This is a genomic window from Streptomyces lusitanus, from assembly GCF_042647945.1.
Taxonomy (GTDB): domain Bacteria; phylum Actinomycetota; class Actinomycetes; order Streptomycetales; family Streptomycetaceae; genus Streptomyces; species Streptomyces pseudogriseolus.
On sequence record NZ_JBHRWL010000005.1, the window covers coordinates 89927 to 115610 of the forward strand.

The 25684-nt window shown below is 70.0% G+C and carries 18 protein-coding genes and 1 pseudogene; 9 read left to right on the forward strand and 10 right to left on the reverse strand.

What is annotated here, in order from left to right; all coding sequences use genetic code 11:
• Positions 1 to 165 precede the first annotated feature (165 nt).
• Positions 166 to 990 carry a hypothetical protein gene (locus ACFOSY_RS09540; protein ID WP_394306310.1) on the reverse strand — a complete coding sequence of 275 codons (825 nt, stop codon included), beginning with the start codon at positions 988 to 990 and terminating at the stop codon, positions 166 to 168.
• Positions 987 to 2315: a type VII secretion protein EccE gene (eccE, locus tag ACFOSY_RS09545; RefSeq protein WP_394306311.1), complete on the reverse strand. Its 1329-nt coding sequence runs from the start codon at positions 2313 to 2315 to the stop codon at positions 987 to 989. Before eccE ends, ACFOSY_RS09540 begins: the two co-directional genes overlap by 4 nt.
• 182 nt (positions 2316 to 2497) lie before the next feature.
• Between eccE and eccB the strand changes: the two genes are divergently transcribed.
• Together eccB and mycP (ACFOSY_RS09555) are read left to right on the forward strand one after the other, a co-directional pair.
• Entirely contained in the window at positions 2498 to 4021 is a 1524-nt protein-coding gene (gene eccB, locus ACFOSY_RS09550) for a type VII secretion protein EccB (protein ID WP_394306312.1), read from the forward strand.
• 77 nt (positions 4022 to 4098) lie between these two features.
• Complete coding sequence (mycP, locus tag ACFOSY_RS09555) at positions 4099 to 5370, forward strand: type VII secretion-associated serine protease mycosin (protein ID WP_394306313.1); 1272 nt, start codon at positions 4099 to 4101, stop codon at positions 5368 to 5370.
• A 28-nt stretch (positions 5371 to 5398) separates the two neighbouring features.
• On the opposite strand, the gene ACFOSY_RS09560 is transcribed toward mycP (ACFOSY_RS09555), so the two are convergent.
• Positions 5399 to 5710, reverse strand: a complete 312-nt coding sequence (locus tag ACFOSY_RS09560) for a DUF397 domain-containing protein (RefSeq protein ID WP_006130428.1) — start codon at positions 5708 to 5710, stop codon at positions 5399 to 5401.
• A 339-nt stretch (positions 5711 to 6049) separates the two neighbouring features.
• On the opposite strand from ACFOSY_RS09560, the gene ACFOSY_RS09565 reads away from it, so the two are divergent.
• From ACFOSY_RS09565 to ACFOSY_RS09590, 6 genes and pseudogenes are all read left to right on the forward strand, one after another.
• Entirely contained in the window at positions 6050 to 6382 is a 333-nt protein-coding gene (locus ACFOSY_RS09565; protein ID WP_367473189.1) for a WXG100 family type VII secretion target, read from the forward strand.
• A gap of 38 nt (positions 6383 to 6420) precedes the next feature.
• The gene (locus ACFOSY_RS09570) at positions 6421 to 6732 is read left to right on the forward strand and encodes a WXG100 family type VII secretion target (RefSeq protein ID WP_006130426.1); all 312 of its coding nucleotides are present in this window, start codon (positions 6421 to 6423) and stop codon (positions 6730 to 6732) included.
• 169 nt (positions 6733 to 6901) lie between these two features.
• Positions 6902 to 7414, forward strand: coding sequence for an SseB family protein (locus ACFOSY_RS09575; RefSeq protein ID WP_394306314.1), 513 nt, complete (start codon positions 6902 to 6904; stop codon positions 7412 to 7414).
• Positions 7411 to 7911, forward strand: coding sequence for a hypothetical protein (locus tag ACFOSY_RS09580; protein ID WP_394306315.1), 501 nt, complete (start codon positions 7411 to 7413; stop codon positions 7909 to 7911). The genes ACFOSY_RS09575 and ACFOSY_RS09580 overlap by 4 nt, the downstream gene beginning before the upstream one ends.
• Before the next feature lie 23 nt (positions 7912 to 7934).
• Positions 7935 to 12016, forward strand: a pseudogene (locus ACFOSY_RS09585) (putative T7SS-secreted protein); the annotation flags it as partial.
• 350 nt (positions 12017 to 12366) lie between these two features.
• Positions 12367 to 12702: a hypothetical protein gene (locus ACFOSY_RS09590; protein WP_394306316.1), complete on the forward strand. Its 336-nt coding sequence runs from the start codon at positions 12367 to 12369 to the stop codon at positions 12700 to 12702.
• 232 nt (positions 12703 to 12934) lie between these two features.
• On the opposite strand, the gene ACFOSY_RS09595 is transcribed toward ACFOSY_RS09590, so the two are convergent.
• Genes ACFOSY_RS09595 through eccCa form a run of 7 tightly spaced genes read right to left on the reverse strand, consistent with a single transcriptional unit; the run spans position 12935 to position 23858 of the window.
• Entirely contained in the window at positions 12935 to 13576 is a 642-nt protein-coding gene (locus ACFOSY_RS09595; protein ID WP_394306317.1) for a hypothetical protein, read from the reverse strand.
• A complete protein-coding gene (locus ACFOSY_RS09600; RefSeq protein ID WP_394306318.1) occupies positions 13576 to 15831 on the reverse strand; it encodes a hypothetical protein in 2256 nt (751 codons plus the stop codon). The genes ACFOSY_RS09595 and ACFOSY_RS09600 overlap by 1 nt, the downstream gene beginning before the upstream one ends.
• 9 nt (positions 15832 to 15840) lie before the next feature.
• Positions 15841 to 16272 (reverse strand): hypothetical protein, encoded by a 432-nt coding sequence (locus ACFOSY_RS09605; RefSeq protein WP_394306319.1) that lies wholly within the window; start codon positions 16270 to 16272, stop codon positions 15841 to 15843.
• Between the two features lie 52 nt (positions 16273 to 16324).
• Positions 16325 to 17728, reverse strand: coding sequence for a type VII secretion-associated serine protease mycosin (gene mycP, locus ACFOSY_RS09610; RefSeq protein WP_394306320.1), 1404 nt, complete (start codon positions 17726 to 17728; stop codon positions 16325 to 16327).
• A 31-nt stretch (positions 17729 to 17759) separates the two neighbouring features.
• Complete coding sequence (locus tag ACFOSY_RS09615) at positions 17760 to 19331, reverse strand: hypothetical protein (protein WP_394306321.1); 1572 nt, start codon at positions 19329 to 19331, stop codon at positions 17760 to 17762.
• Complete coding sequence (locus ACFOSY_RS09620) at positions 19331 to 19840, reverse strand: hypothetical protein (RefSeq protein WP_394306322.1); 510 nt, start codon at positions 19838 to 19840, stop codon at positions 19331 to 19333. Before ACFOSY_RS09620 ends, ACFOSY_RS09615 begins: the two co-directional genes overlap by 1 nt.
• Before the next feature lie 55 nt (positions 19841 to 19895).
• Entirely contained in the window at positions 19896 to 23858 is a 3963-nt protein-coding gene (gene eccCa, locus ACFOSY_RS09625) for a type VII secretion protein EccCa (protein ID WP_394306323.1), read from the reverse strand.
• Between the two features lie 162 nt (positions 23859 to 24020).
• On the opposite strand from eccCa, the gene eccD reads away from it, so the two are divergent.
• Positions 24021 to 25490: a type VII secretion integral membrane protein EccD gene (eccD, locus tag ACFOSY_RS09630; protein ID WP_394306324.1), complete on the forward strand. Its 1470-nt coding sequence runs from the start codon at positions 24021 to 24023 to the stop codon at positions 25488 to 25490.
• Positions 25491 to 25684: the final 194 nt, after the last annotated feature.

Consider the following 25684-nt stretch of genomic DNA (forward strand, 5'->3'; position numbering starts at 1 on the left):
GTTTCGACGTCACACCGGTACCAGCCTAATCACCACGACGGTCCCCCCGGGAGGCCCGCCCTCCGCTCGGCACCCGGCGCCTCGGTCACGCCTGGCGCGGCGAGGTCGGGCCACCTCGCCGGAACCGGGACGAAACGACGGGTCGCGCGCCCGTCCGCCCGCCCGTCAGTCCATCCGCCGCGGCGTCCCCAACAGCCCCACTTCCGCATCGGTCGGCTGCGTCGTCACGTACTGCCGGTCGCGGTCGGAGCACCACAGGGTGACCCCGTCGGGGAGGGTCGGCAGGGTGTCGACGTCGGCGCGCGGCAACCCCATCGTGCGCCCGAGCTCGGCGGCCTCGTCCGGAGATATCCGCTGGACGCCCACCAGGCGCGCCTGCCGTACCAGCCGGGGCGCGACAGGGCTGAGGTACGGCAGCAGGGTCAGCACCGACTGCCAGGGCCCGGACACCACGCGCCCGCGCGGGGGCCGCATGCCGCAGTCCCGCACCACCAGCACCGGGGTGCCGGCCGAGGCGCCCTGCGGGGGCACCCGCCCCACGTCGTACACCGCGAGCCCGTTCTGGCCACCGCCCATGGCGTGCATCATCTGCGTCCAGGCCTGGGCCCGTCCGGTCTCCACGGCCACCCGGGCGCCGGTCGCCGCGGCCCGCAGGGCGAGCACCTGAGCCGTCCAGAGACCGCCGATGAGCACGACGTCGTACGGCGTGGGCCGGTTCAGCCCCAGGACGGCGGGCTGCCCCTGGGCGTCCACCCCGATGACGACGCCGTCGTCCCCGATGGGCAGCGCGAGGGCGTCCAGGTCGTCCACGGACAGGGTGTGCCGTCCGTGGCGGGGGCCGAACAGGCCGAAGCCGGACCGCAGCGAGCCACGCGCCCGCCGCCCGCCGGCGTCCGGGGCGGCCTGCCCGCCCCCCGCCGCCGCGTCCGTACGCGGCGGCCCACCGGGGGCGCCCGCACCTTGCACGGTCTGTGTCGTCGCGGTCGTCACCTGGCACCTCCGAGCGGCAGAGTGGCGAGCACGCCGGGCAGTTGCTCCCGGTCGAGTCGGGTCAGCGCCGCGCCCGCGTCGCGGGCGGCCGCCTCCAACGCGCGCCGCGCCTCGGTCAGTTCGTCGGCGCTGCGTCCGGTCACCCGGACGTGGCCGGTCAGCGACATCTCCCGCCGGTCACCGGGGGCGAGGGTGAGGCTGATGGTGGTGGCGAGCGCGTGCACCCCCGTCATCCGGGCGACGAACTGGTGCAGTGACGGACCGTGAGCGCCGCCCAGGGACGGCCATGTGCGGATCCAGTACGTGGTGTGGCGACGGTTGTCGCAGCGCCAGCTGCGGCTGGTCTCCTCGGTGCGGCGCTCCCGCCGGTCGGCCCGCCCCGCCTCCGCCGTCACCAGGGGATTGGCGCAGGCGGAGGTGGCGACGGCGGAGATCAGCTCCTCCTCGTCGAGCACCGTGGCCCGGAACCCGGCGCCGGTCAGCCGGCTGGCGAGGTGGTCGGCGGCGCGCACGACGCACTTCTGCGCGCCGTGCAGACCGCCGCCCCGGGCGGCCACGGCCTCCGGACACAGCTCGGGGTCGAGTTTCAGGGCGATCCAGGTGATGCGCACGGCGGGAGCGCCGGTCTGCGCCTGCAGGGGCGCGTAGTTGGTGACGGCGACCGACTGGGGCGGCAGATGCAGCGCGGGCGCGGGCTGGGTGTGCAGCACCACCTGCGCCGACTCCAGCCGGATCCCGTCCACCTCGAGCGCGTCCCGCACCAGGGCCAACGGCAACGGCTGCCGGCTCCGCTCGGCCCGCAGCGCGGTGGCGTCGGCCTCCACCTGCACGACCGCGGTGACGAAGGTGCCGTCCCCGACGATCCCCACAGGGCGCCGGTCCCGTGCGCCGTAGGAGTACGTGCGCAGGGCCGGGTCGCATTCGAGCACCGGCGTCAGTCCGGGCTCGGTCCCTGGCGGCAGTTCGAGGGCCGCGGCCCGCTTCTGCCGCGCCCGCAACGTCCGCGCGGTGGCGAGCCATTCGGGCAGCGAGCGGCTACGACGACGGACCAGGGCGAGCGCCACCAGCACGACGGCGACGACCGCGCCCGGCACCAGCGCCACAGGGCCGGTCACCCAGCCGACGAGCAGGACGGCCGCGGCGATCTCCAGCAGCACGAGTCGTTGCAAGCGGAACGAACTGCCGTGCCCCGCACGCACCCCGATCCGGAGCGAACCCGCCGCCGGCCGGTCGGCCGACGGCGGCCCGGCGGCCCCCTCCGGCCCGGTCGCCGGCGATCCGGTCGCTCCCGCCGGACCGCGCGCCCGCGTCCCCGAAGCCCTCACTCCATCCCCCGCTCTGGTCACAACAGCCTGAGCAACTACACCCTCAGCGGCTCCGAACAAGCCCGCGTACCCTACCCGTTCGCCGCACTCCGACGATCACCAGGCATAGTAGGGGGCCCGTCCGACAACGGACGGCCGGGGATTCGCACCCGGTGCGGTACATGGGGGAGCGGCAGGCACTGATGGCATCACGGCGGGACGAACTCAACGCCTACACCTTTGCGAAGCGGCGGATGCTGGCCGCCTTTCTCCAGCCCTCTCCTTCGGGATCGGAGGAAGGGGCGCCCCGGCCGCTGCGGGCCGTCGTGCCCAGCCTCGTCGTCGGCGTGCTGGTGCTGGGCGCCTTCGGAGCGTGGGGCATGTTCAAGCCCACGGCGCCCCCGGGCTGGGACGAGCCCGGTACGCGGGTCATCGTGGGCAAGCAGTCGACGACCCGTTACGTGGTCCTCGAGACGGACGGCGTGACGCGCCTGCACCCGGTCCTCAACCTCGCCTCCGCCCGGCTGCTGATGAAGGACGCGGGGTACCGGGTCGTCCAGGTCAGCGACAAGGTCCTCGACTCCGGCGAACTGCCGCGCGGGCCGATCCTCGGCATCCCCTACGCGCCCGACCGTCTGCCCTCCGCCGAGGAGGCCGGCAAGGCCAAGCGCTGGGCCGTCTGCGCACAGCCCGGCGGCAAGGACGGCAAGGGAACGGTCCAGGAGGCCACGTTCGTGTTCGCCGACGCGGACCGGAAGAGGACCGACGGCGCCGGCCGGCTCTCCGGCGGGGACGCCCTGTACGTGACAACCCGCGCCGGTGAGCGCCACCTCGTCGACGCCCGCGGAACCGCGTACGCCGTCACCGGCGAGACGTCCGACCCGCTGACCATCGCGCTCGTCGGCTCCCGTGAGCCGCAGCTCGTCACCGAGGAATGGCTCGCCACCCTCCACGAGGGCGACCCCCTCCGCTTCCCGGAGCTCCCCTCCGGTGTCGGCGACCCGGCGGGCGTCCCGGGACAGCTGTCGGAGGACGAGAACAGGGTCGGCATGGTCCTGAGGACGGAGACCGGCGAGGGAACCCAGTACTACGTCGTCCTCCCCGGCAAGGTGCAGCCGGTCACCGAGTTCACCGCCTGGCTGCTGATCTCCTCGCCGCAGACGGCCGAACTGAACATGAACGGCAAGGCCCGCACCGTGGGCCTTCAGGACTTCACCCCCGACCCCGAACCCTTCGACGGCGCGTCCGCCGACTGGCCGGACCTGCGCGTCCGCCAGGTCAACTCCCCCGACGGCGGCCGGGACACGGTGTGCAGCGTGCTCCGGGACGTGGGCAAGGACAACTCGACGGTCCTCAGCACCTGGGCCGGCAAGGACTACCCCGTGGAGATCACGGCCGACGGCACCAGCACGTACGTCACCCCCGGAACGGGACAGCTCTACACCCAGATCCAGGGCACGGCGTCCGACGCCGGATCCCTCTTCCTGGTGACGGACACCGGACTGCGGTACGCCGTCCAGGCGAACGGGGACAGCGACAGCGAGACCTCGGACATCGGCGCCGACCCGGAGGGCGGGCCGGACGGCAGCCCCGAGCCCAGCGAGGCGCAGGTCAAGCTCGGCTACCAGAACGTACGGCCGGCGAGGATCCCGCTGGCCTGGTCGGAGTTCCTGGCCAAGGGGCCGCGCCTCGACACCAACAGCGCCCGCCAGCCCCAGGGTTCGTGAGCCGCCGGCCCCGGGTGGACGCACGTCCCCCTCGCGCGTACGGACCATGGACGACGGACGAGAAGAGGACCGAACCGGTGTCGCCGACGAAGGCCGCTGCGCTGGCCGCCGCCGCAGCCCTGACCGCTCTTGGTGTCTGCCCGCCCGGGACCGGGCCCGCGGCCGGCCAGGACGGCCCCGCACGCCCGCAGGCACCCGTACGCCCGCAGGCCCCTGTGCGCCTCGCGGGCAGCGGTGAGTGCACCTATCCCAGCGAGCGGCAGTTCAAGGCACGCCCCTGGTCACTACAGCGCGTCCTGCTCGACGAGCTGTGGGAGGGCACCGACAAGGGCAAGGGCGTGCGGGTGGCCGTCATCGACACGGGCGTCGACGACAGCAACCCGCAGCTCGCCGGGGCCGTCGACAAGGCGGCCGGACTGGACCTGCTCGCCGGAGGGAAGGACGGCGACCCCACCAACGACCAGGTGGGGCACGGCACCAAGGTCGCGGGCATCATCGCGGCCCGGCCCCGGGAAGGGACCGGATTCGTCGGCCTGGCGCCGAACGCCACCATCATCCCCATCCGCCAGAACGACGCCGACAGCAGCGGCGACTCCGACAGCATGGCCCGGGCCATCGACCACGCCGTCGCCCGGGGCGCCGACGTCATCAACATCTCCCAGGACACCACCAAGCCGCTGTCCCACACCTCGGCCCTGGCGGAGGCGGTCCGCAGGGCGATCGAGCGGAACGTCGTCGTGGTCGCCTCCGCGGGCAACGACGGCCTGGACGGCAAGCAGAAGAACACCTACCCCGCGGCCTTCGACGGCGTGCTGGCCGTGGCCTCCTCCGACCGGAACAACGAGCGCGCCGCCTTCTCCCAGACGGGCAGCTTCGTGGGCGTGGCCGCCCCCGGAGTGGACATCGTCTCCACGGTGCCCGGCGGCGGCCAGTGCACGGACAGCGGCACCAGCTTCTCCGCGCCGTTCGCCGCGGGGGTGGCGGCCCTGCTCAAGGAGAAACACCCCCGCTGGACCACGGCCCAGATCGTCACGCAGATCGAGCAGACGGCGGAGCGCTCCGTCAACGGCCACGACGACTTCGTCGGCTGGGGAGTGATCGACCCCGTGCGGGCCGTCCAAGAGTCCGACGTCGCCGACCCTCCCTCGTCCCCCACTCCCGACCCCGGTGTGCCCCAGGCACAGGCGCCCGACGTGGCCCCGTTCTCCCTGGCGGAGACGCCGGCGGAGCGCGACGAACGCCGTGCCACCTACGCGCTGGGGATCACCGCGGTCCTGGTCGCGGTCGTCACCGGCACGGCCGTCGTGCTGCGCGACCTGCGCCGCCGCCGGGAGGCACGAGGAGCATGACGCGCCCCTCCCCGGACCGCGCGGGAGGTCACTCGGCGGTCGCCGCTTCCTCCGACGAGGGTTCCAGGTCGAACTCGCCGTCCCGCGCGCCCAGGACGAAAGCACGCCATTCCGCCTCGGTGTAACGCAGCACCGTGCCGGGGTCGAGCGACGACCTCATGGCCACGGCGCCACCGGGCAGATCGGCGATCTCCACCCGCTCCTCGTGCGTCTCCGTGCCCGGCGCGCTGCGCCACTCCACGCCCGAGATGTCCAGCGCGTACAGCTCGTCCCGCTCGCGCTCCTTGCGCGCCTTGATCTCCTCGGGCGTCTCGCGCCCCTGGTCCGGCAGCTCTGCCATGGCGGAACGGTGTCCTTTCGTGACGTACCAACGATCCAGGGCCACCGTAATGGGAGCCTCCGCGGGGACACTCCCGGATGACCGGATCACACGGTTCTGGCCGGACGGTACCCGCCATGAACTGGCCTGTCCTCGCTTTGCAGTTGGAACCCCCACGTCAAGTGACTAAAGTGGCCCCGGTGCCACGGGTGTGGTACGCACGGGGGCGGCGTGACGCTGCGGCCACGCGTCGCGCGGGGGTGCAGCGGTTCTTGCCCGCCAGGACAGCCTGGATACCCATCCACGGCGGCCCGTCACGGTGGCAACGGCCACCGGTGCATCGAAGGAGGGCAAGCGACCATGAGCGTCAACTACAGCGACTCGGATCTGACCGACCTCGCGAACAAGATCCGCGACTTCCACACGGACGTGAGCAGCAGGGTGACGTCCCTCAACGCCGTCGTCGACATGATCCAGGCCGGGTGGCAGGGTGCGGCGGGCAAGGAGTTCGACAGCGTCCAGCGCGGCGTCAACCAGCACCTGAAGAAGATCCAGGACGACCTCGTCGACCTCGAGGACGTCATGCGGATGAGCGTCAAGGGTTTCAGCGAGCACGAGCAGCAGCGCGTCACGGAGATCCGGCAGGTGGACAACTCGTACCAGGTCACCAGCCGCATCACCGACCTCGCCTGACCGCAGAAACCCCGCCCGCCACCCAGGAGAAACGCATCGTGAGCGTCAACTACGACCGCACCGCCGTCAACTACGACACCGTCACCCAGGCCGCCCAGGACGTGCGCAAGACGGCCAAGGAACTGTCCGAGCAGCTCGACATCCTCATGCGCAAGGTCAAGGCCGTCGCCGAGACCTGGGAGGGCGAGGCGAAGACCGCCTACGGCGAGATCCAGCGCAGCAGCAGCTCGGAGATGGACCAGATGTGCCAGAAGCTGAACCGCATCGCCAAGCTGCTGGACGACTCGGTCATCGGCTACCAGGACACCGACCACGGCAACGCGGCCCGCTTCCGCATGCTGATGGGCTGACCACCCGCACCACGGGTCCGGACGGACAGGAGGCGGCCCGCGCCGGGCCGCCTCCTGGCATGTGGGAAACGCCACGAGGCGTGGCGCGGAAGCGCGTTGCGCTCCGAGAAGCGACTGTGTGATCTTTGGGCGCATGTGTGCGAACGGGGGAAGCACGGACAGCACGGCTGTGCCCGGGGAACCGGAACAGCCGGGCGGCAAGGCCGACTTGGCCGAGGTCGTGCGCAGGGCGAAGGCCGGGGAGACGACACCGCAGGACGTGTTCGAGACGTTCCTGCACGCCCGTGTCTACTGCGAACGACCGGACGAGCCGGGCTTCCTCACCGTCACCGCCTCCGAGCTGCCGGGCACGGACGACCACGCCCCACAGGGCTCCCGCATCCTCGACCTGGCCCTCGTCCCCGACGGGACCGACGGGACCGACGCGACCGCCGCCCCCGGCGACGCGACGCCACCGGCCCGGCTGGTACCGGTGTTCACGTCGCTGGAACAGTTCGCGCTGTTCACGGGCGGAGGCGCCTGGTTCTCGACGACGGGCGCCGACGTCCTCGACCTGATGCCGGCGGGGCTCGACGTCTGGCTGGACCCGGCCGCCGAGCACGCGGTACGGCTCGCCTCGGCCGCCACGAAGAGCGAGCCGGTCCTGCACGTCTCGTACCGTGCCCGGGGGAGCGCGGCATGAGCGGCACCCAGGGATGGCTCATCCCGATGGGCGCGGACGGCGGCGAGTTCAAGTGGGAGGTCCAGTTCCTCCAGTCGATCGCCCAGCCGCTCGAGGAGTCCACGGCCGCCGCGAGGAAGATCGCCAAGGAACGCGCCGACGCGGGGTTCGACCTCGCCGCCCTCACCGCGGAGAACGCGACCGGAGCGGACGAAGTCACCGGCGCGGTCAACGACTTCCTCGACACGTGGTGCCACGGCCTCGGCTGCATCGCGGACGACGCCGACGTGATCGTCACCGCGCTGAGCGCCACCATCAACGACTTCCTGGTCACCGAGACCAAGGCCAAGTACCAGGCCATGATGCTCGAACGGCAGCAGCAGTTCGAGGACGACCACCCCGTCACCGGATTCCTCGAGGACCACGGCATCGCGGAGGAACGCACCGAGTTCCGCGGCCGCCTGGAGCCGGTCGACCGTGACGGCGAGACCCCGGGCCCGGACCGGACCCCGCGATAAGGGCAGGAGCAGGAACAGCCAGCATGTCGGAGAAACGGTTCCTCTTCCGCCGTATATGGATCGGCCCCGACGACACCGTCCAGGACTGGGTCCCGGGCAAGCCCGCCGAACTCGACCGGCTGATCAAGAAGCTCGGCGGCGCGGCGGCCCACTTCGGGGAGGGCGCGGAACGGCTGCGCAAGCTCAACACCGACCCCTGGCAGGGCGAGGCCGCGGAGGAGTTCCGCAAGACGGTCAAGAAGCTCCCCAAGGACCTCGACGGAGCGATGGACGCCTTCGTCGAAGCGGGCGCCGCCGTGCTCGCCTACCGCGAGGTGCTCGACGGGGCCCAGCGGCTCACCCAGCGGATCCTCGACCACGAGGCGCCGCTCGCCCGCGACCTCTCCCGTCAGTACGCCAAGGCCGTGGACGACTACAACACGGCGGTCAAGGCCGGCGAGGCGAGCCTGCCCACCCGGCCTCCCGAGACGGACCCCGGCAGAACGGCGATGGCGGAGCTCGTCGGAATGATCAACGGCGCGCAGGAAGAGGTCGCACAAGCCGCGAGCACGGCCAAGCGGACCCTCGACAAGGCCGCCGAGAAGGCCCCGAAGCGGCCGAGCGGCTGGCAGCGCGTCACCGACGGCGCGAAGGAAGGCTGGAACGACCTCGTCGAGTTCGGCCTCGCCGTCAACCCGGGCCGGCTGCTGACCGAGCCGAAGGCCTACCTCCACGACGCGGGGATGGTCATCGACGGCGGCGTGAACGCGGTCAGGGACCCGATCGGCTTCTCGAAGGACGTCTACCAGGGCGTCTCCCACACCTGGGACGAGTTCCAGAAGGACCCGGCCCGCATGCTCGGGTACATGGCGCCCAGCCTCGCCGGGGGAGCGGCGTACAAGGGCGCGGGGGGCCTGGCCCGCCACATGGACGGCCGTAACGCGCTCGGCAGCCCGACGGGACTGGGCACGGCCGGCTCCCACCTGGACGGGAGCGAACCCGGCGCCCACAGCGACGGCCACGCCACCCAGCACAACCCCACCGACCCGGTGGACCTGGCCACCGGCAAGATGTACATGCCGCAGACCGACGTGGCCCTGCCCGGGACGCTTCCGCTGCTGTTCAAGCGGCGCGCCGAATCCGGCTACCGCGCGGGCCGCTGGTTCGGCCCTTCCTGGTCCTCGACCGTCGACCAACGGCTGGAGATCGAGCCCGACCGCATCGTCTTCGTCCACGAGGACGGCCTGATCCTGGCCTACCCCCACCCGGCCGAGGGCGGCACGAGCCTGCCGACGGAAGGGCCGCGCTGGGAGCTGCGGACCGAACCCGAGGGCTACGCGATCACGGACCCCGCCGCGGGCCGCACCTGGCACTTCACCCGGCACTCCGACGACCACGCGCTCCTGGAACAGATCGACGACCGCAACGCCAACCGGATCACGGTCGAGTACGACACGGACGGCACCCCCACCGCCGTCTCCCACAGCGGCGGCTACCGCATCCGGATCACTTCCGAAGACCACCGGATCACCGCCCTTCACCTGGTCGGTGGGGCCCCGGACGGCAGCGACCAGAAACTGATCCACTACGGCTACTCGACGGCCGGCGACCTCACCGAGGTGGTGAACTCCTCCGGCCTGCCCCTCCGCTTCACCTACGACGACGCGGGCCGCATCACCTCCTGGACCGACACCAACGACCGCGGCTACACGTACGCGTACGACGACCGCGACCGCTGCATCGCCGAGGGCGGCACCGAAGGCCACATGAGCCTGCGCCTCGCGTACTCCGACCGCGACCCGGAGACGGGCCTGCGCACCACGACCGCCACGACGGGCACCGGCCACGTCTACCGGTACTTCGTCAACGACCTGTGCCAGGTGGTGGCCGAGGTCGACCCGGTGGGCGCGGTGACCCGCTTCGAACGCGACCGCTACAACCGCCTGCTGTCCCGCACGGACCCTCTGGGCCACACCACCCGCTTCACGTACGACGAGGCAGGCAACCTCACCTCGGTCGTGAACCCCGACGGCAGCGAGACCCAGGCCGACTACAACGACCTCCACCTCCCCACAACTGTCCGGCACCCGAACGGCACCACCACCCTCCAGGCGTACGACGGCCGCGGCAACAGAACTTCGCTCACCGCGCCGACGGGCCACACCACCCGTTTCACTCACGACGAGCAGGGCCGCCTGACGGCCGTGGTCGACCCCCTGGGCCAGACGACCACGGTCCACTGCGACGACGCGGGCCTCCCTCTACGCGTCACGGACCCCCTCGGCGCGACGACGTCCTACGAACGCGACGCCTTCGGCCGCCCCGTCACGATCACGGACCCCACGGGCGCGACGACCCGCCTCGAGTGGACGGTGGAGGGCCGCCTGGCCCGCCGCACCGCCGCCGACGGCACGACCGAGTCCTGGACCTACGACGGCGAGGGCAACTGCACCACCCACACCGACCGACTCGGCGGAGTCACGGACTTCGAATACACGCACTTCGACCTGCTGACGGCCCGCACCGGCCCGGACGGAGTGCGCTACGAGTTCGACCACGACACCGAACTGAACCTCACCAAGGTCACCAACCCTCAGGGCCTGACCTGGTCCTACACGTACGACCCCGCCGGCCGCCTCGCGACGGAGACCGACTTCGACGGCCGCACCCTCACCTACACCTACGACGAGGCCGGCCGCCTGACGTCCCGCAGCAACGCGCTGGGCCACACCTTCTCCTACGAGCGCGACGCGCTCGGCCAGGTGACCACCAAGCACACACCTGACGGAGCCACCACCTACACGTACGACACCACCGGCCAACTGACGGAGGCCACCGGCCCCGACGGCACAACCCTGACGATCGACCGGGACATCCACGGCCGAGTCCTCTCCGAAACGGTCGACGGTCGCACCCTCACCTACACCCACGACGAGTTCGGCCGCCGCACGGCCCGCACGACCCCCACCGGCGCGACCACCACGTGGACCTACGACGCGACGGGCCGCAGCACCGCCATGACGGCCTCGGGCCGCACCGTCGACTTCACCTACGACCCGGCCGGCCGGGAAGTGACCCGCCGCATAGGCGAGACGCTCACCTTCGACCACACCTACGACCCCGTGGGACGCCTGACCGCCCAATCGGTGACAGGCCCGGACGGCAGCGCCCTGCACCACAGCACGTACACCTACCGTGCGACGGCAATCTGATCGGCATCGACGACCAGCTGACAGGCCCGCGCCGCTTCGACCTGGATGCGACGGGCCGCGTGACGGCCGTGCACGCCGCGAACTGGACGGAGCGCTACGCCTACGACGAGGCCGGCAACCAGACTTCGGCGTCCTGGCCGACCTCGCACCCGGGCGGCGAGGCGACCGGGTCCCGCGACTACGCGGGCACCCGCATCACCCGGGCCGGCCGTGTCCGCTACGAACACGACGCCCTGGGCCGCACCACTCTGCGCCAGAAGCCGCGCCTGTCCCGCAAGCCGGACACCTGGCGCTACACCTGGGACGCGGAAGACCGCCTGACCTCGGTCACCACACCCGACGGCACCCGCTGGAGCTACACGTACGACCCCCTGGGCCGCAGAACGGCCAAACGCCGCCTCGCCGCGGACGGCGAGACCGTCGCCGAGGAGATCCTCTTCACCTGGGACGGCACCACTCTCTGCGAACAGACGAGCAGGTCCGCGTCCCTCCCCAACCCGGTCACGCTGACCTGGAACCACCGGGGCCTGCACCCCGTCACCCAGTCGGAGCGCATCACCGCGGCGGACGCCCCCCAGCAGGAGATCGACTCCCGCTTCTTCGCCATCGTCACCGACCTGGTCGGCACGCCCACGGAACTCGTCGACGAACAGGGCGACACCGCCTGGCGCACCCGAAGCACCCTCTGGGGCACCACCACCTGGCCCACCACCAGCACGGCCTACACCCCCCTCCGCTTCCCCGGCCAGTACCACGACCCGGAAACAGGCCTCCACTACAACTACTTCCGCCACTACGACCCGGAAACAGGGCGGTACCTGACGCAGGATCCGCTGGGCCTGGCGCCAGACCCCAATCCGCTCACCTATGTGAACAATGTACACAGTGAGACGGATCGCTTTGGCCTCGCGCCGGATTACGTGCCGATCTACAGGACGCCTAAGGCGGTCGATGCTGAGTATGAACTCGCGAACGGCCCAAATCCTGCAAATCATCAACCTGGAGTTGAGATCGCGCCAGGCTTGCTGTCGGATGGCATTATCTACTTCGGTGAACGTGCGGTTGCCGCCGAGTACGCTGGACCAACCGGTGTCAACTTCGCCATGGGAATGGTCAAGTACGCCATGCATCCGTCTTTCCTCGAGGAGTTCAGTGAGTACGCAAAAGTGCACGACCATGCAGGACCCAATGGAATGCCGCGAATAGAGTTCGCGATCCCTGTGGACAAACTGGATCGACTCAACGAGTTGACTCAGGGGCGCGAATGGATATCGATATTTGGAGGACCGTGATGAAAGTCGGCGCGCATCAGGAGTTTGATGTCACCGTCACCGCTGTGGCGTCCGTGGGATCCAAAGTTGTTATCGACGGTGGTGGCATCGGTTTCATCGACCAGGTGAAGCACCCGTCATGGTGGGACGTGAACGTCGCCCCACCACAGATCGGGGATCGTCTTCACGTTGTGGTGCTCGACCCTGATCGTGAGCCGCCTCGGCTCAGTGCTCTGCAAAAAGACATGGACATCGCACGGCGGCTCACCGGGAGGGACGCTGCGGCCAGGGACACTCCGGACGGCACCTCGCCGGGGGACCGTCGCTGACCGCCGGCACCGCCACGGCCCATAGCGAGCGAGCAACTATCAGCGTCGTGCTTGTGGCGAAGGCGTGGGTGCCTTGGCGTGAGGGGAAATCGTTATTTCCGAGACGCACCGGAGTGAGCACCCAGGTGCCGCTTCGCCGACCGTCAGAGGCGGAATTTCGACCGGCTGAGGTTGTTGATGTGACACCACGGCTCAGCGGCAGATCTCTGCGACCTGACATGCAAATGGTCCGTTAGGCCGGTGGCGTTGCTGGAACTGACGGGTCGTTCTCGCAGCCGAGGGAGTTGACGACGGCCTGGGTCGCACGCAGGAGATGCCGTATGCGCGCGGCATCCGACACGCCGTCGGTAAGAGTGTCCGTCAGCACGCCGGCCAGCGGTGTAACGATCTCCTGCCGTGAAGAGGTGCCTGACACCTTGCACTTCACGTAGACGCCGTAGTGAGTGACGTCTTTGAAGTCCTTCACCTGCTGCAGCTTTACGTCGGCGTTCACTGGCGTCACAACGCCGTCCGGAGTTTCCCTCTCGTCAAAGTCGAAGGGGGTGGATGACGGGCCGAACTCTATTGTCAGTTTCTTGCCATCACCGAGTTTCGTGGACGTTATGGTGCAGACCTCAGATTCCCAGCGCTGAGCGGTCGGCTTCCACGGCTTCATCTGCCGATCGTACTCTCGCTGGAATTCATCCAGGTTCACTCCACCCCTTTCAATATCGTCTGCCTGGGCCTTTTCTTGCACCCATTCGAGTCCGGCCGCGCCCAGCACCTCCTCACACCCGCTCGCCGGCTTCGCCTGCTCCTTGTCTGCGCTGCAGGACGTTACCGAAAAGGCAAGTCCCGTTGCGATGAACGACGCTGCTATGACTCTTCTTTTCATCAGTAACCTCGGACATCCTTGGTGTCGCTGCGGGCGCGCCCATCGTTGTAGGAACCTTCCGCAGCAGTGGAGAAGTCCCAGATCTCGTCCTCGGACATCCCATGAGCCACCGCGTAGTTCAGGAAAGGTGCCATGGCGTTCTGCTGACCCGTAGCCCTTGCTGCCTCAATACCTTCGAGCGCCTCTTGCTTATTGTCGAATTCATTTTCCTTCAGCCAGTCAAGGGTTTGATTCGACATGTAGGTCTCGGCGGCACCACCCGCCACCTCGAAGGCCAACGGAACGGCGATGGCTGCTGCGGCGCGAGTCGGGATAATAAGTTCCGACGCTACGCCGACCGTCGTGCCGATAACGGCGCCTGCGGCAAAGTCTCGCCAAGCTCCCTGCTTCTCCAGTTCCCTGTTGGCGGCTTCCTTCTCGTCGGCGAATTCCTGACCGATGGCCTCGAAACGTGCCTGGTCGAGCATGCCGTGCATCATGATGCTATGCATCGCAACGCGCTTCACATCACCTTGGTCCTCCCCTTGAGCGGCCATGAGGCTGGTTCCATAGGCTTGCTGAGCTGCGGAAACGGTGTTGTACGCGTCCTCATCGCCGGCCAATGCGCGGAGGAAATTGGTTGAAGCGGCGGCGTCGAAGTCCGCCAGGTGATTCTTCTCCGCACCGAAGCGGGTGTCGCGTCCATTGACCCCTTCGTTGCTGCCGAAGGTCGCCGTGGAGTAGTTCAAACTGTCGATGTGACCTGCTGCCATCTTCGCCAAGCTGTCGGAGATGCCCGGGTGCTTCTCGATCGCTTCGGGTGAGCCGTAGGTTTCTACGATCTTGGACATGAGCGCCGTGCGAGCTTCTCGGGCTTCGATCTGCTCTTCCGTCCTCATCGACGGAACGCTCGGGTTTGCGTCGTCGTATGAGTACCCCAGTGTCGCCGCTTCCAAGGCGTGTCCGAGGTTCTCGAACCCCTTGGGCTTGCCGTCGTGGTCAACCGGCCAACCTCGGGCGTCCTTGCCTTGACCGACGAAGTAGTCCCAGTTGCTGAGCTTTTCATCCTCAAGCTTGGTTGAACGGCTGAAGAAGTCGAGCGAAGCCTCGGGATTGTGTCCGAGTGCCTCCAAATAGCCGGTCATCGGATCCGATCCGATGTCTTTGCCATCCCAGTTGAGCCTCGGAGGCATGGCGAGGCCTGACCCCCAGGCTTGGCCTGCCGAAATCCGCCCGTCTCCGGCCATCTGTCGTTCTGAGACAACGACAGCGTCACCGAACATGCGGAGGAACTTTGTGTCGTACACGCCCTCGCGCATGAGGTTGCTCATGACCTGGAACCCGTGCGCCGACGTCCCTCTGGACTGGATGATGTCGTCGCCGGCCTTGATCATGTCTGCTTTCCAGCGGTTCATCTCCGCGCTGTCGGAGTGGGTCGCTGCGGCCAGCGTAAGACTCCAGTTCTTCTGGAGCTCCTTGATCTCCTTGGGGTGGTCCACGCCCAGCCGGGAGCCGTCACTCGGGTCGCCCATGTCGACCCAGTACTCGAGGTTGCCCTTCACGCCGACCTCGAGAGCGAAGCGCTCGGCGAAGTACCGGTCGCCTCTGTTGTTCTCGAAGTACTTGTTCAGGCGGGCGATCTCCTCGGGGGAGGCGTCGTCGCCCTTCGCCACGATTCTGGCGACAGCCCTCGCGTCCTGGGCGTCCTGAGCCCTGCCCGCCTGCTTCAGGGAGTCGTATTCGGTGCCGGAGAAGTTGTGCTTGTCCTTGCCCACCAGCGTACGCAAGGCGCGGGACGCGACCTCGTCGGCCTCGTTCGCTCTCTGCAGGGCTTGCTTGATATCGGCGCGAACCTGATCGAAGTCCGCTTCCTTCGGCTCCGGTCCGTCGTAGTCCTTGGGGCGGCGGTCGGGGTGGATCTGATAGCTGACGACACCGCTTGAGTCGATTCGGATGCCCTTCTTGGGCGCGTCCTCGACAGCCTTGACGAGCTGGGCCTTGGCCGCTTTGAACTCGGTGTGGGCATCGCGAAGGATGTTCCGGATGCTCTGCGCTTCCTTCGCCGCGTCCCCGAACTCCTTGGCGGTCTTCTTCACGAAGGGCAGCGTTACGCCGGCGTTCTCTCCCTTCCAGTCCGCCTTCTCAGCCTTCTTCAACAGGCCCTTGGTGGCCTGTTCCTCGAGCTTCTCGAGCTTCTTGACCGTCTCGGTCCAGTCGTCGACGGCATCCTTGAGACTGCCCAGGCGGGCGTTCAGGAGGTCACTGAATTCCTGCACGATGCAGCCTTACTTGAAGTGTTCGTTGATCTTCTCGACCGACAGGTTGGTCACCAGGACCTCTTCGTGCTTCGCATGCGTCGAGACCGTGTCCTCGAGATGGTTGTGAATGTGGGCGCAGGCGCTGAGCAGTGCTTCTGCCTGAGAACGCCAGGTGTCCCACGCGCTCCACAGAGCCGAACCCGTTGCGAAGTTGTCCTCGGTCAAGCTGGTCGAAGCGGTGCCGGTGTTCGCCCCGGCGTGGAACGCGTCCTTCTCGAACGCGTGGAAGAGCTCCTGCGCCTCGTTCCCCACGGCTTTCAGGTCGGGGGACGTCACCGTGTAGTCACTGCCGCCGGCCCCGCTGCCACCGGAGCCGGGCAGCTGGTTCAGTTGCATGCTGCTCTGCTGCCGCGCGAGTGCGTTGCTGCGGGCCTGGCCCCACATCTCGTCGAATGACATGTCGGATTCCTCGTGCTGTCCCTGATGAATGATCGCGGCGGTGCCGCAGGACTCAGCGATGCCAACTCTGGTCGGGCCCTGCCCCGGGTGGCGGTGAAGCGATGTGTCCCGGCGGAGGTCCGTAGGACGGGGGCTGTTGTGGCGGTGTGTAGGGGTACGGGGACGGCGGGAAGGGCGGGGCCGCCGGCACTGCGGCCGGGCGCCGGCGACGGGCCCGGATCGTGAGGACGGCGACCGCCGCCGCGAGGAGCGCCGCGGCGCCCACGCCCAGCGCCACCCACGGGACACCGCTGCCGTCCGCGTCATCCGACGCCGACGCCGCGGGCTCCGCCTTCTCGGTACTTGCCTTGTCACCGCCCTCGCCCTGGGACGACGGCTTCTCTGTCGACGGAGGAGCGGAGGCGGCCGCTGCCAGGTCGGGCAGGGGATATTCATCGGCGGGGCCCGGGTCGCCCGGGTCCTTCAGCGCGATGCGGGGCCGGACCATGCCGTAGCCGACTGCGTCCGTGCGTTCGTCCCCGCTCTTGGGTTTGCCCGCGGTGTTCAGCATCACCCGCAGCACCTGGTGGTTGGTCCAGTCGGGGTGCTGGGACCAGATGAGGGCGGCTGAGGCCGAGGCGAGGGCCGTGGCCGAGCTCGTACCGCTTCCCTTGCAGAGTTTCGTGCCCGTGGCGCAGGCGTTGACGATGTCGCCGCCGGGAGCCGCGAGGTCGACCTGCGGGCCGCGCTGGGAGTTCTTGAGGACTCTGCCGTCCTTGTCCGTGGCTCCCACACCCACGACGCCTGGTGTCGCGGCCGGATACTCCAGGAAATTGGTCGTGTCACCGGAGTTGCCGACGGCGGCGAAGATCAGTTTGCCCTTGTCGAGGGCGTACCGGACGGCCGCGGCGAGTTCGGGGGTTCCGACGTTTTCCCTGCCTGGCGTATTGGAACTGCCCATGGAGATGTTGATGATTCGGGCATCGGTGTCCGCAGCGTAACGGATCGCCTTGGTCAGCACGCGGGAGTACTCCGCCTTGCCGTCGACCTGTCCGAAGCGTTCGTTGGCATAACGCATCCGGATGGGCAGGATTTTGGCGCCTGGCGCAAGGCCGTAAGAGCCGTTCACCGCGCCCCGGGCCCCGGTCGCAGCGATCAGGGCCGCGGTGGATGTGCCGTGGTCGGCGATGTCGGTGTTTTCGTCCCCTCGTAGCTCGGAGAAGTCCTTGCCCGGGAGGACTTGGCCCTTCAGGTCGGGGTGGGTGTCGTCGACGCCCGAGTCGATGACAGCGACGGTGATGCCTTCACCGGTACTGGTTTTCCACATCTCATCGGCGTGCATGGCGTCGAGGTGCCATTGCATCTGGCGTGCCGACTCGGCGTGGGCGGGTGCCGCGGCGATGCCCACCAGCAGCAGGCCGAGAGCAGCCGACGCAGCTGGCAAGAGGCGCCGTGATCGCTTGCTGCTGGTGCGCATGTGCCTTCCTGAGTGCTGTTGTGCCGAGGGCTCAGTCGACGACGGGCGGAACCGTACGACGGTCACTGCGAGCCCAGGTCTCTTCCTCTTCTGCCAGATAGTCCGGACGCTGACTGCCGTCCTGTCCGCGGTCCCGCCGGGAGGCGGACTGGGCGGCGGGGGGAGCGACCCCACCCGCACGCCCGGCCGTCGGACCGTGGGCCGACTCACCGGCGTTCGCCTGCCGCACCAGGCCGACACCACCCGGCGTGAACGGGCGCGGACCGGAGCGGCCCGGCTGGACGGGGCGGTTGCCGATGACACCACCGGCCTCCGAGGCGAGGCGCCGTCCCCCTCCCGCACCGGCGGGCCCGCCTGCGACGCCGCCGATGGACGGAACTCCGGTGGACACAGCGCGCCCCAGGGGAGAGTGCCCCTGCGACGTACGTCCGTGGCCCGCATCAGCGCCGATCACGGTCCCTCGTGGGAGGCCGGTGGTCGGCTTACCCGCACCCGGCTGCACCGGGCGACCACCGACGATCCCGCTCTCACCCGGACCGGGCAATCGTCCCCCACCCATGGCCGCCTGTCCCGGCAGCAAGGGCGGACGTGCGGTCGGAGCGATCTGCCGTGCTCCGAACGGGCCAGGGGCACCTCCCCGGCCCGGCGGTGCGGGCGGTGCGCCGAGCGGCTGCGGAACCGGCCCGGCGTCGGGCCGCGGGCCCGCGACGGGCGGGGCAGGTGTCGTCGAAACCGGCGTGGGCGAACGAGTCTCGGGCAGCGTGGTCACGCCGTCGATCTCCATGGCGACGGGACGTGGCCGTACCGGTTCTCTCGTGGATGCCGGAGTGTCTCCGGAGGCGGTCGCGTACGAGGCCGGCGGCGTTGCGGCAGTAGCTTCGGTGCGGCCCTCGTTCGTGAAGGAGCCGCCGGTGGACACGTGTGCCGCCGAGGCTCCCGACCCGACCACATGCTGCTGGTCCGGTCGACGCCACTCGGAAGCTTCCAAATGCTGCGCCGGCGGCGAAAACGTAGGCGGCTCCACGCTGTTCACCTGGTACGCCGAGTACTCGTACGTCTGCGCCAGCTTCCGCAGCTGCTGAATCGCCTCCGCCCGCGCCGCCTCCATCCGCTGCTGCGCCGCCGCGGCATCCGACTGCGCCGTCTGCGCCAGCTTGCGCGCGTCGGGGTCGTTGCGGGCGCCCGGGTCCTGGGCCGCCGCGAGCGTCTTCCGGGCCTCGGCGAGGTCGGCCTTGGCCTGCGTCGTCTCGGACGTGGCGGGGATCGCCGCCTTGGCCTCGGCGACCGCCTGGGCCACTGTGGACAGCCAGCGGGACGCCACCTCCGCGTACTGGCCCAGGCGCAGCGTCGCGGCCGCGCTCTGGCCGCCCCAGTCGCGGAAGGCGTCACCGCCCTCGCCCCGCCACTCGAGTCCCTTGACGTACGTCATGAGATCGTCGCCGATCTTGGTGATCGTCGACGAGGCCTTCGAGAGCTTCGTCGCGAGTTGCGCGGCGCCCTCCGGGCTGGCCGAGTCCAGCAGAGCCACCAACTGCTCGTGGGTCATGGACTCGAAGTCGGTGCGGGCCGGCTGCGGCGTACTACGGCGTGCCTGCTCACCCATCAGAAGCCAACCTTTTCCCCGGACACGGACGCGGGCGTGTCCGGCGTGGACGCCGACCGCTCGGCGTACGGATCCCGCTCCGCGGCGTAGTACTTCTCCACCTCCGCGTTGACCGCCTTCATCCGCGCCTTGATGTCGGCGTCCAGGTTCTCGTAACCCACCCGGGACGCCTGCACCGCGAGCCCCATGCCCTCGATCTGCGCGCCCAGGGCCTTCGAGAGTTTCTCCAGCTCGTCGTGCACGATGGCGTACGACTCGTAGAGGAACTGTGCCTCCTTGAACTCCGCGGAGCCCAGCTGCGCGCGCTCGATGCGGTCCTTGCCGACCTTTGCCGGGGCGGCCTCCGAGTCGTCCAGCTCCCGCAGCAGGTCGTCGACGCGCTTCTTGAAGCCCGCCATGGCGCTGTGCTGAATGTCCAGCGCCATCGCGGGATTGACGTTGGACAGTGTGTCGAACGCCTTCCCCGTGTCCGGAGCACCGCCGGTGCCGCCGCCCCCGTTCGAACTCACCTGGCCTGCCTCCCCGTTCCCCTCGAACGTTCCGTTCTGTGCTCGGTCGATCACCCTAATGCCGTTGCGGAAGCAAGCCCACCTGAATCAGCGGCGTACCGCGCTTGCGTGAGACGAACACGCCACGCCCCGGCGGCATGGGCCGGGCGCGCACATTGCCGAGGATGTCGCCCTCGCTCGGATCACCCGAAAGAATCACACCCTGGGCGCCCAGCTCCTTCAGGCGCTGCATGAACGACTCGTACATCGCCCGGGACGCCCCGGCCGAGCTGCGCGCGATGATGAACTTCACGCCCACGTCCCGCGCGAAGGGCAGGTGCTCCACCAGCTGCCCCAGCGGGTTGCCGGAACTGGTCGCGACGAGTTCGTGGTCGTCGACGACGACGAACAGCTGCGGGCCGCTCCACCAGCTCCGGTCGCGCAGCTGCTGCGGGGTGATGTCCGGCTTGGGCGCCCGCTTCTCCATGAACTGACGTACGGCGTCCATGTGCACCTGCATCGCCGACGCCATGGGGGCGTACTCGAGCAGGTGGCTCTCCGGCACCGCCTCCAGCATCGTGCGCCGGTAGTCGCCGACCACGATGCGCGCCTCGGCGGGCGTGTACCGCTCCGCGATCTGCTTGGTGATCAGACGCAGCAGGTTGGTCTTGCCGGACTCGCTCTCCCCGAAGACGAGGAAGAAGGGGTCGGTGTCGAAGTCGACGAACACCGGCTCCAGATTGGCCTCGTCGATGCCGATCGCGATGCCGTGCTGCGGGAACTCGAAGCCCTTGGGCAGCTGGTCCGCGGGCAGCTTGCGGGGGAGCAGCCGCACGGTCGGGGCCGGCGGACCCTGCCAGTTCTCCTTGACCGCCCGGACGAGCTGCGCCGTGGCGTCGGCCAGGTTCTCGGGCTCGGCGGACGAGTCCATTCGCGGCATGGCCGTCATGAAGTGCAATTTGGCGGGAACTTGACCACGGCCCGGCACCCCGGTCGGCACGTTCATGGCGACCTTACGGTCGAACTCGGAGTCCATGGCGTCGCCGAGGCGCAGTTCCAGGCGTCCGAGGATCTGGTCCTTGAGCACCGCGCGCACCTCCATGTAGCGCGAGGCGGACAGGACCACATGGACGCCGTAGCCCAGGCCCCGGGCGGCGATGTCGTTGACGACGCCTTCGAGGCCCTCGTAGTCGTTGCGGAAGGTGCCCCAGCCGTCGATGACGAGGAAGACGTCTCCCCATGCCTCCCCGGGCAGGTCGCCCGCAGCGCGGCGCCGGCGGTACGTGGCGATCGAGTCGATGCCCTGGGCGCGGAAGAACTGCTCGCGGCGGTTGAGGATGCCGGCGACCTCGGCGACGGTGCGCCGCACCCGCTCCGGGTCGAGCCTCGACGCGACCCCGCCCACGTGCGGCAGGTCGGCCACCGCGGTCAGGCCGCCACCGCCGAAGTCCAGCCCGTAGAACTGCACCTCGTACGGCGTGTGGGTGAGCGCGAAGGAGGCGATCAGGGTGCGCAGCAGCGTCGACTTGCCCGACTGGGGGCCGCCGACCACCATCATGTGGCCCGCCGCAACGGAGAAGTCCTGGTAGAGGACCTCCCGCTTCTGCTCGAAGGGCTTGTCGACCAGTCCGAGCGGAACCGTCAGGCCGCCCGGAACGGGGTACTCCGCGGGGTGGACACCGCGCTCGGCGGAAACCGTCAGCGCGGGTAGCAGCTCGTCCAGCGCCGGCGCCCGGTCCAGCGGCGGCAGCCACACCTGGTGCGCGGGCACGCCCTGCCCCTCCAGCCGCTGCACGACGACGTCCAGCACGGTGTCAGCCAGGGCGTCGTCCTCCTGCCGCCGCTCGGGGGTGCGCGCGCGGTCCGGGTCCGGCGCCGCGTACACCACCGGCACGGGGGCCGCGGTGAACAGCGCGGGCCGCCGCTCGACGGGCGCCCGGTCGGGACCGGCCTCCGGGCCTGCCCCGCGGTACGGGCCGGACACGTAGGCCGCCTTGAAGCGCACCATCTCGTCCGTGCCGAACTTCAGATACCCCGAACCGGGCACGGACGGCAGGTGGTACGCGTCCGGCACGCCGAGGGCCGCGCGCGACTCGGCGGCCGAGAACGTCCGCAGACCGATGCGGTACGACAGATAGGTGTCCAGACCGCGCAGCCGGCCCTCCTCCAGCCGCTGCGAGGCGAGCAGCAGGTGCACGCCCAGCGAGCGGCCGATGCGCCCGATCTGGATGAACATGTCGATGAAGTCGGGCTTGGCGGTGAGGAGTTCGCTGAACTCGTCGATGACGAGCACGAGCGAGGCCAGCGGCTCGAGCGGAGCCCCGGCGGCGCGGGCCTTCTCGTAGTCGTGGATGTTGGCGTAGTTGCCCGCGGCGCGCAGCAGCTCCTGACGGCGCTGGAGTTCGCCGCGGATCGCGTCGCCCATGCGGTCGACGAGCGTCAGGTCGTCCGCGAGGTTGGTGATGACGGCGGCGACGTGCGGCATCCGGGACATGCCCGCGAACGTCGCGCCGCCCTTGAAGTCCGCCAGGACGAAGTTCAGCGTCTCCGAGGAGTGCGTGACCGCCAGGCCCAGCACCAGCGTGCGCAGCAGCTCGGACTTGCCGGAGCCGGTCGCGCCCACGCACAGACCGTGCGGTCCCATGCCGTCCTGCGCCGCCTCCTTGAGGTCCAGCATCACCGGCCGGCCGTCCTCGCCGACCCCGATCGGCACCCGGAGGCGCTCCGGCGTCGACCGAGGCCGCCAGGTCCGCGCGACGTCCACGGCCGCCGCGTCCCCCAGACCGAGCAGATCGGTGAAGTCCAGGTTGGCCAGGAGCGGTTCGTCGTCGTTCCCGCTGCCCATGCGCAGCGGAGCGAGCTGCCGCGCGAGCGCCTCGGCGGCAGGCAGCGACAGCCCGTCGGGCTCGCCCTCGTAGGCGACCCCTGCCCCGGAGTCGAGGAACAGCCGCTCCGGGCGCACGACGACCGAGAGGTCCCCGCGGGGCTGGTCCAGCTCACCGGAGACGACCTCGACGATCGTCACCCCCTGGATGCCCTCGGCGGCCGCGAAGGCGGAGGTCGGGGGGACCATGCCGCCGTCGAGGACGATCAAAATGTGCGGCTGGTCAAGGAGCGGCTGACCGTCCCGGCCGAAGCGTGGGCGGCCCTCCAGCCGGCCCGCCAGCAGCTGCTCCAGCTCGCCGAGGTCGTCCCCGAAGAGACGGCGCGTGCCGGCCCCGTCGAACGACCCCGCCACCTGGCAGTGCGGCAGCCACTTGGTCCAGTCCCACCGGGCCACGGCGCCCGGAGCGGTCACGACGGCGAGCACCAGGTCGTCGGGGGAGTGCAGGGTGGTGGCCTGCGCGACCAGCGCGCGGGCCGCGGCCTGGGCGCTCTCCGGGTCCCCGGAGACCGTCACGTGGTAGAAGGCGCGCAGCGAGACCGCGACCGGCAGACCGTCCAACTGGCCGTGCACGGACAGGACACGCTGCATGGCGCCGGCGCACAGCGGCTCCAGCTCGTCCACCGGAGCGGTCTGCGGCGCGACCAGCGGGGTGGCCAGCTGCTGCGGACCCAACCCGACCCGTACCTGCCCGAAGTCGGCGTCGCCGACGCGCCGTTCCCACACCCGGCTGCCCTCGGCGACCACCGCCCACAGCTGCTCGGGCGCGGGATGCAGGTACCACTGCGCGTCGCGCTGACGGCGGGCCGTGCCGCGCACCTTGCGGCGGGTCTGCGCGAGATACCGGAGGTAGTCCCGGCGCACGTCGGCCATTTGCCCCTGCGTACCCCTGCGGTAGCGCACGATCTGGGCGACGACCATCGCGGCCGTCGACACCAGCATGACCACGCCCATGATCCGCATGAACGGGTGGGCGTTGGGGGAGGCGAAGTAGAACACCACCGACGAGCCCATGCCGAGCGTGGGCAGCACCTGCATGAGGACGCCCTCCTGCTGCCCGCGCGGCAACTCGGGAGGAGCTTCCAGTTGCAGCTCGTCCGAGGACACCTCGGGCGGCAGGGTACGCGGTGGGCGCTTGACGACGATCTGGCTCACCGTGGCATCAATCCCCCTGTGTGGACGATCGGTTGCACACCGGCACCCCCGTGGTGACGGTCGTCCTCCACACCGGGGATCCTACGTGCCACCAGTGACAGGACTTGTCGGTAGGGTTGCGCAGCGCAGCGTACGCATCCGCGAAGCAGGGGGTCAGTGAAGGTGAGTACGACCACGGCGACGGGGTTCTGCAGAGTCACGGTGGTGGCCCCCGACAGCCGTATCGACGTGGCGCTCCCGGTCGACATACCCGTCGCCGACGTCCACCCGGAGATCCTGCGCCTGACGGGCCAGACCCAGCAGGCCGGCACTCCGACGGGGTATCACCTGGTACGGCGCGACGGCAGGGTCCTGGACGGCGCCCGCACGCTCCTGGACGAGAGGGTTCTCGACGGAGAGGTCCTCAGTCTGCGGCCGTTCGCCCACTCGCTGCCGCCCGCCGTCCATGACGACGTGTCGGACGCGGTCGCCTCCGCGGTCGTCCGCGACCGGCACCTGTGGAGCGACGACCTGCTGCGCGCCGCGGGCCTGACCGGAGGCGCCCTGCTCCTGCTGCTGCTCGCGTTCGTCCTGTGGTTCGCCGATCCGGTGCGGCACGACATGCACGGCCTGCCCGGCATCGTCGCCGGAGGCATCGGCCTCCTGCTCACCGCCTTCGCCGGCGTCCGCGCGCGGGTCTACGACGACCGGGCCTCGGCCGTCGCCCTGGGCCTGGGCGCCCTGCCCCTGCTGCTCGTCGCCGGGTCGGGGATCATCGCGGCCCCGGCCGGGCAGGGCCCGGGGAAACTGCAGTTCATGCTGGCCTGCGCGGTCGTCCTGGTGGCGTCGGTGACCCTCCTGGCGTTCGCGCCCGGCTCGGACGCCCCGTTCGTGGCCGCGACCTTCCTCGCCGGGGTGGGCACCCTGGCCACCTTCGTCACGATCCTCACCGAGGCCTCCGCGACCGACGCCGCCGCCGTGTGCGCGCCCTGCGCGATCGGTCTGGTCGCGTTCCTGCCGGGCCTGTCGGTGCGCTTCGCGCGGCTGCCCATCGGCTACGCGGCCCCGCGGTCCGCCCTCCACGACGACTTCGACGCGGACCCGTCCCAGACGCCGGACGCCGAGGCCCTCGACGCCGAACGCATCGCCGCCCAGGCCCGGCGCGGTCACGAGATGCTGCTGGGGCTGGTGGGCGGCACGTCCGCCGTCGTCGTCGCGTCCGCGGCGGTTCTGGGCTTCTCTGACGACGTGTGGGCCCAACTGCTGGCGCTCGCCACCGGCCTGTCCATGCTGATCCGCGCCCGCCTGTTCCGCTACACCTCCCAGGTGGCCTGTGCCCTCGTCGCCGGCATCGGCGCCGTCGCGCTGCTGCTGCTCGGGATGGTGCTGAACCCTCCGGCCGACGCCCTGACGGAGTTCGTCCTGCACGGCGACAGGGGGGCGCTCGACCTGCGTACCCTGTGGCTGTCGGCGGCCGTCACCGCCGGCGTCGCGCTGATCACCGCCATCGGTCTGGTCGTCCCCCGCAAGGGTCTGTCCCCCTTCTGGGGCCGTTTCCTCGACCTCACCGAATCGGCGGTCCTGCTCACCCTGGTACCGCTGTGCCTGGCCGCGCTGGGCGTCCTCACCGCCGTCCGTTCGCTGACAGGCTGAGGCGCCGGCCGAGACGCGGGGCGGGAGGCCGGGGCAGGCGGGTGACGGGAGCCCCGGGCCGGGGGCGACGGAAGCCCTGGTACGCTGGCCCACGGCCGTATGTGTACGCACCCCCGGAGCCGTCCCGCTCTGGAGGCCGCGCCCAGCGGATCCCCGCCTTCCGAGTCATGGAAGACCCCCCGAGACGCAGACCG